The sequence below is a fragment of the Immundisolibacter sp. genome (assembly GCF_041625615.1).
Lineage (GTDB): Bacteria > Pseudomonadota > Gammaproteobacteria > Immundisolibacterales > Immundisolibacteraceae > Immundisolibacter.
Window position 1 is genome coordinate 1 of sequence record NZ_JBFJTF010000101.1, and the last position, 8,651, is coordinate 8,651.

6 protein-coding genes are annotated in these 8,651 nt (G+C 67.4%); 3 read left to right on the forward strand and 3 right to left on the reverse strand.

Annotated features, from left to right (window positions below):
- Positions 1 to 183 precede the first annotated feature (183 nt).
- From ABYX71_RS08640 to ABYX71_RS08650, 3 genes are read right to left on the reverse strand one after another with little or no spacing between them, the layout of a single operon-like run.
- Positions 184 to 1,407: an aromatic ring-hydroxylating dioxygenase subunit alpha gene (locus ABYX71_RS08640; protein WP_372696093.1), complete on the reverse strand. Its 1,224-nt coding sequence runs from the start codon at positions 1,405 to 1,407 to the stop codon at positions 184 to 186.
- Complete coding sequence (locus tag ABYX71_RS08645; RefSeq protein ID WP_372696094.1) at positions 1,404 to 2,783, reverse strand: MFS transporter; 1,380 nt, start codon at positions 2,781 to 2,783, stop codon at positions 1,404 to 1,406. The genes ABYX71_RS08640 and ABYX71_RS08645 overlap by 4 nt, the downstream gene beginning before the upstream one ends.
- Before the next feature lie 54 nt (positions 2,784 to 2,837).
- Positions 2,838 to 4,046 carry an MFS transporter gene (locus tag ABYX71_RS08650; RefSeq protein ID WP_372696095.1) on the reverse strand — a complete coding sequence of 403 codons (1,209 nt, stop codon included), beginning with the start codon at positions 4,044 to 4,046 and terminating at the stop codon, positions 2,838 to 2,840.
- A gap of 160 nt (positions 4,047 to 4,206) precedes the next feature.
- On the opposite strand from ABYX71_RS08650, the gene ABYX71_RS08655 reads away from it, so the two are divergent.
- From ABYX71_RS08655 to cysN, 3 genes are all read left to right on the forward strand, one after another.
- Positions 4,207 to 5,541, forward strand: coding sequence for a M18 family aminopeptidase (locus ABYX71_RS08655; protein WP_372696096.1), 1,335 nt, complete (start codon positions 4,207 to 4,209; stop codon positions 5,539 to 5,541).
- A gap of 285 nt (positions 5,542 to 5,826) precedes the next feature.
- Positions 5,827 to 6,729, forward strand: a complete 903-nt coding sequence (cysD, locus tag ABYX71_RS08660; protein ID WP_372696097.1) for a sulfate adenylyltransferase subunit CysD — start codon at positions 5,827 to 5,829, stop codon at positions 6,727 to 6,729.
- Positions 6,729 to 8,633, forward strand: coding sequence for a sulfate adenylyltransferase subunit CysN (gene cysN / locus ABYX71_RS08665; RefSeq protein ID WP_372696098.1), 1,905 nt, complete (start codon positions 6,729 to 6,731; stop codon positions 8,631 to 8,633). The genes cysD and cysN overlap by 1 nt, the downstream gene beginning before the upstream one ends.
- The last annotated feature ends 18 nt before the right edge of the window (positions 8,634 to 8,651 follow it).

Here is an 8,651-nt window from a genome sequence, read left to right on the forward strand (position 1 = left end):
CACCGCACAACGGCAGCGTTCCTTGGTGGCCCACCCAGCCATCCGCGCAGTCGCCTGAATCAATTCGCGGTCCTTCCCGGCTACCCCCACCCTCCCATTCTCACGCGACGTGTTGATCAGAACCCAGCCTGTCGCCTGTCGCCCTCCAGGACGGCGCCGCTGGGCCGGCCGGGTGCTACCCGCCTACGACGCGCCCGAATGCCGCTCGAAACCCATCGTCGCCCGGTAGTGCTCCCACCACAGGGCATTGGGTGCCTCGTCGTTCTGCTTGGTTTCGGTCAGATCGGCGCCGTCGCGGTAACCCTTGAGGAAATAGGTCGCGCCCGGCTCGGTGTCCAGTGCCTGCTGGATGCGCAGGAACACCGTGGCATCTTCCAGACTCACGAAGCCACTGGGGCCGATCATGTTCGACGACTGCCGCAGGCGGTGACGCACCATCTGCGCATCGTCGTCGGCGTGGGCGAAATAGGCGTAATGCACCTCGACCTGATCCAGTCCGACCGGATTGGCGTAGCGGATGTTGAAGATGTCGAGATGATTGGCAATGGCGGTCAGCGGCCAGAACGCCAGCAGGCTTGAACCGGCCGCCTGGGCCGGCGCCTTGTTTCGCGGCGCCGCGCCCCCGTGGTAGGCAATGACGCTGGGATCGCGCAGCAGGCCACCGTCGCCGGGCTGTGACGCGACTTCGGACAAGATCATCATGTGACCCGCCGGCAGACGACTCTGGCGTCCACTGCCACCCTGCCAGCGCAGCATGCGAAAGGCGGCGTGCAGCAGCGGCGCATGGAAGGCGTCGTTGTCGATGTAAACCTTCCAGTTCGACTGGTAACGCACCTTCTGATAGCCCAGCAGCGTGAGCCGGCCATCCCCGCCCAGGGCGTCGCGCACCGGCTCGGCCATGTGCCCCATCCAGTCCAGCAGCGGCGGCGGGTCCGGGTGCAGGCTCACAAACTGCAGCCCCAGATACTGCGCGGTGCGTGGCTGCGCCAGGTCGTAGTCGGCGCGCTTGAAGTCCGGCGGGTACTCGGCCTCGCCCGGGCAGGCCCGCAACCGCCCGCGGGTATCGAACACCCAGCGGTGATAGGGGCACTCGATGTCGCCGGTATGGCCGCGAAAGGCCATGGCCAGTTTGGTGCTGCGGTGGGTGCAGGCGTTGTGAAAGGCCCGCACCTGACCGTCATCGCCGCGGATTACCAGCAGCGGCGTTCGCCCGACGGTGACCGTCTTGTAGTCACCGGGTTTGGGCAACTCGGCGTCGTGTGCCACCGGGTGCCACAGCGGGCCGCGGAACACGCGCTCGAGTTCCAGATCGAAAACGTCCGGGTCCTCGAACGCCCACTTCGGCACCTGGTTGAAGGCCGCCGGCCAACGCGGCAGGGCGGCGAAGTCCAGATCGCGCAGTTTCATGGCTGTCTCTCCTCCGGCTGCGGGTGCCTGCCGGTGGCGGCCCCGTCGTACTGGTGCTCGGCGACGCCAACATCGTGCATTGCGGCAATGGCTGCCGCAGCCAGCAACAGGGGCGCGCCGAAGAGCAGAAAATACACCACAAACTGCGGTTCCAGCACCGCCAGCCAGCCGCCCGCCAGCGGCCCGAAGATCGACCCGATACGCCCCCAGGCCTGCGCCCACCCGACGCCCGTGGCCCGCACCGCGCTGGGGTACACCTGGGTGGCGATCGGGTACAAGCCCACCTGGGCGGCGCCGGCAAACAACCCGGTCGCAAGGCAGGCCATCGCTACCGGCAGAAAATGGCCGTCGCCGAAGCCGATGGCCATGATCGACACCGCCCCCAGGGCAAAGAACGTCGCCAGCATGCGGCGCGGGTTGTAACGGCTCGACAGCCAGGCCAGCACCAGCGCCCCGAGCACACCGCCAATGTTGAACATCACCGTCGTGCGGATGGCCAACGCCAGGGAGACGCCGTGATCGACCAACAGCTTCGGCAGCCAGTTCAGCAGGAAAAAGAGCACCAGCAGGTTGATGAAGAAGGCCAGCCACAACAACAGGGTGTTACGCCTGCGCTGCCCTTCGAACAGGGCGGACAGCCGGGCGCCGGGCGCCGCTTCGGCAAGAACGTAACGGTCATGCGGTGCGTAACCGCCCGCCCGATCGAAGCGCCCGAGCAGGCGGGCCAGCCGCTCTCCACCAGCGCCGGTCCGCGTCAGGTAATGCGGCGACTCGGGCAACAACCACCACAACACCAGTGCCAGGCCCAGCGGAAGCCCGCCTCCGACATAGAACATCGCGCGCCACCCATGCTCGACCACCAGCGCTTCGGCGACAACGCCGCCAAACAGACCGCCGACAGAAAAGCCGATATACATCAGCGTTACCAGCAGCGGCCTGTGACGAGCAGGCGCGCACTCGGCCATCAGGGTGACCGCGTTTGGCAACGCGCCGCCCAGACCGAGCCCCGTCACCAGCCGCAACACCAGCAACGCCTGCACGCTGTGGGCGAACACCGTCACCAGCGTGCCGCCACCGAACAGCAGCACGCAGAAAATCAGCATGCGACGCCGCCCCAGGCGGTCACCAAGCCCCCCGAACAGCAAGGCACCACCGGTCATGCCCAACAAGGCGGCGCTGAACACCGGCCCCAGCCGATCGTTTCCGATACCCAGCTCGGCCGCCAACTGCGGTGCGGTGAAACCGATGATCTGGGCATCCAGCCCGTCGACGGCGGCCACGGCAAACGTCAGTGCCAGCACCACCCAGTGCCAAGAGCCGAGGGGCGCAGCATTGAGACGGTCGGCAACATCCCAGGTTCTGGGCGATTCGGTCATGAGGATTCCTGTCGCGGGATGGCGTGCGCGGCTTCCGTGGACGGGCACACCCACTCAGGTGGCGCGCGCCACCCGCACACTCAAGGTGAACGTCGCGACGGCGGCCAACAACACCACGCCGCCGAAGCCCGAAAAATAGTGCTGCAATGGAACGCCCGAACGCAGCAGTTCCCCACCGAGCAGGGGGCCGAACACCGAGCCCACCCGCCCACAGCCCAGCGCCCAGCCAATGCCGGTCGCCCGCAACGCCGTGGGGTAGGCGGCAGCCGCCAGCGCATGCAATGCGATCTGCGCGCCGAACACAAAGAATCCGGCCAGTGCCGCGGCAATCATGTAGGTAACGAAACCGCCGGTGGCATAACCGACGGCGGTCAGGCACAGCGCCGCCAGCACAAAGGCGCCGCCGACCACGCGGCGCGCGTACAGGCGCCGGCACAGCACCGCCAGCACCAGCGGCCCGACCACGCCCCCCAGGTTCAGCGCCAGTGCCGCCAGCGACCCCTGGTGCGCCGAAAAACCGGCCTGCCGCGCCAGGTACGGCACCCAGTTGGCCAGGAAGAACATCACCATCATGTTGATGAAGAAGCCCAGCCACAGACGACGCGAGTCGTGCCCCAGCGCACCGGCGAACAACTGGCGCACCCCCCTTTGGCGCGCCTGCGCCGATGCGAAGGCCGTCATCGGCGCCTCGGGCAGGAAGCGCCCCAGGACCGGCACCAGCAGCAACGGCAAAACACCACCGACGACATACAGCGAACGCCACCCGAACCGCGGCAGCAGCGGCACCGTGAGCGCGGCGCACAACATGCCGCCGAGCGCAAAGCCCACCAGCCCGATGCTCACCAGCAACGGCCGCTGTCGCGGGGACGCGTGGTCGGCGATCAACGCCGTCGCGTTCGGCACCGCCCCGCCAAGACCGAAACCGGTCAACAGGCGCAGCACCATCAAGCCCCAGTACTCATCGGCCAGCGCAGTCAGGCCACAGAACGCGCCAAAAATGCCGCAGCACAACATCAACACCCGCACGCGGCCCAGACGGTCGCCCAGTGGGGCAATCAGCACCGACCCTCCGATCATGCCGACGATGCCGGCGACGAACAGCGGCCCCAGCCGCTGCGCCGTGAGCGCCCAGTCTTCGGCAATCGCCGGCGCCGTCAGCGCGATGACCAGCATGTCGAAACCGTCGAGCACGATCACCAGCAGGCACAGCGCCACCACCCGCACGGTCGCGTGCCCGCCGACTGCCGATGCCGCCTGACGCATGTTCCTCCCTCCCCCACACACGGCGGCGCCATACCGTGCGGCGCCGCTCGCGATTCGCCAACCGTGGCCCGTTGAAGGCCACGCGGCGCAACGATACCGCGGCCGGTGCCGTCGCGCTGCGTACAATGGTCGCCCGCGACCCAACCGCTGCCGTTCCAAGATGCCCGAAGCGCTGCTGCCTGTTTCCGCCACCGCCCGCGCCCGCGCGCAGGCCCTGCTCGATTTCATCGACCGCAGCCCAAGCCCCTGGCACGCGGCGGCCAGCGCCGCCGCCCTGCTGGAGGCCGCCGGCTACACGCGCCTGGACGAAACCGACGCCTGGTCCCTGGCGCCGGGCGCCCGACATTACGTGGTCCGCGACGACTCCACCCTGGCGGCGTTTCGAATTGGCCAGGCGCCACTCACCGACAGCGGCCTGCGCCTGGTCGGTGCGCACACCGACTCGCCCGGCCTGCGCGTGAAGCCGCTGGCCGGCGAACGTCGTGGCGGCTGGCTGCGCCTGGGAGTCGAGGTCTACGGCGGGCCCATCCTGGCCACCTTCAGCGACCGTGACCTGAGTCTGGCGGGCCGGGTGGCGATTCGCGACCCGGCAATGCCATTCGGCGTGACCAGCCGCCTGGTGCGTATCGAGCAACCGCTGCTGCGCATTCCCAACCTGCCGATCCACCTCAACCGCAAGGTGAACGAGGATGGCCTGCGGCTGGACCGCCAGACCGGCCTGCCGCCGGTGCTGAGCGCCGTCGAGGCCGACCTGCCGGCGGCCGAGACGCTGCGCCGGCTGCTGACCGACACCCTGCAGATACCCGCGGACGGCCTGCTCGGCTTCGACCTGAACGTGTACGACACCCAGCCGGGTGCATTCTTCGGGCCACAACGCGAGTTCATCGCCAACTCGCAACTCGACAACCTCGGCTCGTGCCATGCCGCCGTGCTGGCCTTGCTGGACAGTGACGACAGCGCACCGCAAGCGAGCGCGCTGTGCTTCCTGTTCGACCACGAGGAAGTCGGCTCGACCAGCGCCAAGGGCGCCGACGGCAGCTTCCTGGACGACGTGATCGGCCGCATCACCAACGGCTGCGGCCTGGATGACCAGGACCGACAGCGCGTGCTGGCACGCAGCATGCTGGTCAGTGCCGACATGGCGCATGCGTTCAACCCCGGGCACCCGCATGTGTACGACAACGATCACCGCGTGCACCTGAACCAGGGTCCTGTCATCAAAACCAATGCCAGCCAGCGATACACCTCAGACAGCCTGTCGGCCGGCGCCTTCCAGCTGGCCTGCGAACGCGCCGGCGTACCCTGGCAGCACTACGTGCAGCGCAGCGACCTGGCCTGCGGCAGCACCATCGGTCCGATGGCGGCGGCTCGACTGGGCCTGCGCAGCGTGGATGTCGGCAACCCCATGTGGGCGATGCACAGCGCGCGGGAGAGTGCCGGCGCCGCCGACCACGACGCCATGTGCCGCGCACTGAAGGCCTTTTTCGAAACCTGAGCAGGCGTCAGTGCTTATCCCCAGAAACTGTGGATAACTTTGTGGACTACGTGCTGAATAAGCCCGGTGAGCGCGCATGATTACGTCACCGGCCACAGATTGCCCAGCTTTTAATCAAATCTTCATTTTTATTTAAAATCATATGGTTGTTGAAGATTTTGAACTCACATTGGCAGGCAACGGCGATTTTTGCCGGTCAGTGCGAGATTTTTTGAAGACCTGTGCGTAAATGGCCGCCGCCACCGCTGATGCACCGCCACCGGCGCCCTTGACAGAGACCCCGCGATGAGCACCCTGACCCACCTGCAGCGCCTTGAGGCCGAAAGCATCCACATCCTGCGCGAAGTGGTCGCCGAAACCGAGCGTCCGGTGATGCTCTATTCCATCGGCAAGGACAGCGCGGTGATGCTGCACCTGGCCCGCAAGGCATTCTTTCCGGCGCCGCCACCCTTCCCGCTGCTGCACGTCGACACGACCTGGAAGTTCCGTGACATGTACGCCATGCGCGAGCGCATGGCGGACGAGATCGGCATGGAGCTGATCGTCTACCAGAACCCAGAGGCCAAGGCGCAGGGCATCAACCCGTTCGACCACGGCTCGCAGCTGCATACCGACATGTGGAAGACCCAGGGCCTGAAGCAGGCGCTGGACCTGTACGGCTTCGACGCCGCCTTCGGCGGAGCGCGCCGCGACGAGGAACGATCCCGCGCCAAGGAGCGCATCTTCTCGTTCCGCACCGCCCAGCATCAGTGGGATCCAAAGAACCAGCGCCCGGAACTGTGGCGCCTGTACAACGGGCGCAAGCACAAGGGCGAGTCAATCCGGGTGTTCCCGATCAGCAACTGGACCGAGCTGGACGTGTGGCAGTACATCCAGCTCGAGAACATCCCCATCGTGCCGCTCTACTTCGCCGCCGAGCGGCCGGTGGTGGAACGCGACGGCACGCTGATCATGGTCGACGACGAGCGCATGCGCCTGCACCCCGGGGAAACGCCGATGCTCAGGAAAGTGCGCTTTCGCACCCTCGGCTGCTATCCGCTGTCCGGCGCCGTCGAATCCACCGCCGACACGCTGACCGCCATCATCCAGGAGATGCTGCTGACGCGGACCTCCGAGCGCCAGGGCCGCATGATCGACCACGACACCGCCGCCTCCATGGAAAAGAAAAAGCAGGAGGGCTACTTCTGATGGCACACGTCTCGGACCTGATCGCCAGCGACATCGAGCAGTACCTGGCCCTGCACGAGAAAAAGAGCCTGCTGCGGTTCATCACCTGCGGCAGCGTGGACGACGGCAAGAGCACCCTGATCGGGCGCCTGCTGTACGAGTCGAAGATGCTGTTCGACGACCAGCTGGCCGCCATCGAGGCCGACAGCAAGAAGTGGGGCACCCAGGGCGGCGACATCGATTTCGCCCTGCTGGTCGACGGCCTGGCCGCCGAGCGCGAGCAGGGCATCACCATCGACGTCGCCTACCGCTTCTTCAGCACCGACCAGCGCAAGTTCATCGTCGCCGACACGCCCGGCCACGAGCAGTACACGCGCAACATGGTCACCGGCGCCTCCACGGCAGACGCGGCGGTGATCCTGGTCGACGCCCGCAAGGGCCTGCTCACGCAGACTCGCCGCCACAGCTACCTGGTGAGCCTGATCGGCATCCGCACGGTGGTGCTGGCGGTCAACAAGATGGACCTGGTCGACTACGACGAGGCGGTGTTCCGCCGCATCGAGGACGACTACCGGGCGTTCGCCGCCAGGCTCGGCCTGACCGACATCACCGCCATCCCCCTGTCCGGCCTCAAGGGCGACAACATCGTCGAGCCGTCGGCGCGCATGGCCTGGTACCACGGGCCGACGCTGATGGCGTTCCTGGAAACCTGCGACATCGACGACACCCGCCTGCAGGCCGCGCCGCTGCGCCTGCCGGTGCAGTGGGTGAACCGCCCGAACCTCGACTTTCGCGGCTTCTGCGGCCTGCTGGCCAGCGGCACGCTGCACCCCGGTGACCGCGTGCGCGTGCTGCCGTCCGGGCGCGAGAGCCGCGTGGCGCGCATCGTCGCCCACGGCGGCGACTGGCCGCAGGCACTGGCCGGCCAGTCGGTGACGGTGACACTCGAGGACGAGATCGACATCTCCCGCGGCGATCTCATCTGCGCCGCCGAGGCGCCGGCCGAGGTGGCCGACCAGTTCGAGTGCACCGTGGTGTGGATGGCCGACGAACCGCTGCTACCGGGCCGCCCCTACCTGCTCAAGCTCGGCACGCGCACGGTCAGCGCCACCGTCACCGAGCCGAAATACAAGGTCAACGTCAACACGCTCGAACACCTGGCGGCCAAGCAGCTGGAGCTGAACGAGATCGGCGTGTGCAACATCGCCCTCGACCGCCCCGTGGCCTTCGACGCCTACCGCGACAACCACGACACCGGCGGCTTCATCCTGATCGACCGCGTCAGCAACAACACGGTCGGCGCCGGCATGCTGCACTTCGCCCTGCGGCGGGCGCACAACATCCACCTGCAACCGCTGGACATCGACAAGGCCGCCCGCGCCGCCCTCAAGGGCCACAAGCCGGCGGTGCTGTGGTTCACCGGTCTGTCCGGTGCCGGCAAGTCGACCATTGCCAACCTGGTCGAGAAAAAGCTGCACGCGCGCGGCTGCCACTCCTACCTGCTCGACGGCGACAACGTGCGCCACGGCCTGAACAAGGACCTGGGCTTCACCGACGTGGACCGGGTGGAGAACATCCGCCGCGTGGCCGAAGTGGCCAAGCTGATGGTCGACGCCGGACTGATCGTGCTGACCGCCTTCATCTCCCCGTTCCGCTCCGAGCGGGCGCTGGCACGCGGCCTGCTCGACGAGGGCGAGTTCTTCGAGATCCACATCGACACGCCGCTCGACGTGGCCGAGGGGCGCGACGTCAAGGGCCTGTACAAGAAGGCCCGGCGCGGCGAGCTGAAGAACTTCACCGGCATCGACTCGCCCTACGAGCCGCCGGAGCGGCCCGAGCTGCGCGTGGACACGGTGGAGTGCACGCCCGAGCAGGCGGCCGACCGGGTCATCGCCCGCATCCGCGAGCTCGGGCTGATCGGCTGACCGGCGGACCGGCTGAAC